The 495-nt window shown below is 67.1% G+C and carries 1 protein-coding gene; it reads right to left on the reverse strand.

What is annotated here, in order from left to right:
• On the reverse strand, positions 1 to 436 hold a 436-nt coding region (locus AX750_RS16240), incomplete at its 3' end, for a phage integrase N-terminal SAM-like domain-containing protein (protein WP_197432836.1).
• Positions 437 to 495 lie beyond the last annotated feature (59 nt).

Raw genomic sequence — 495 nt, forward strand, 5'->3', positions numbered from 1 at the left:
TGAGGTTGGCGATCTCCGAGACCCGCAGGCCGCAGCCATAGGCGATGCTGAGCGCCGCCCGGTCCTTCAGGCTCCGCGCATGTGCCAGGAGCAGCGCGACCTCCTCGGTCCCCAGCACCACCGGCAGCCGCTCCGGCGTCGGGATCCGCGCCATGCGGTCTCCGAAGCCGGTCCGGCCCAGCGTGACGTGAAAGAAGAACCGCAGCGCCGTGCAGGCCTGGTTCATCCGCGAATAGCTCGCGCCGAGCGAAGCTAGGTGGAGTTGATAGCGCCGCAGATCCTCCGGCTCGGCCCGATCTGGCGGCAGGCCCAGAAAGGCCGTGAACTCACGGACCTGCCGGACATAATCGCGCTGCGTGTGCTCGCCGAACTGGCGGATCGTCATGTCCTCGATCATCCGCTGGCGCAGCGGACTGACGGTGACGGCATCGATCATGGAGACCTCCAGGGATCAGGGGAAACGACCCCCAAATCCTCGGATGCAGCGCCTCACAG

The organism is Methylobacterium sp. CCH7-A2 (assembly GCF_001557075.1).
Lineage (GTDB): Bacteria > Pseudomonadota > Alphaproteobacteria > Rhizobiales > Beijerinckiaceae > Allobosea > Allobosea massiliensis.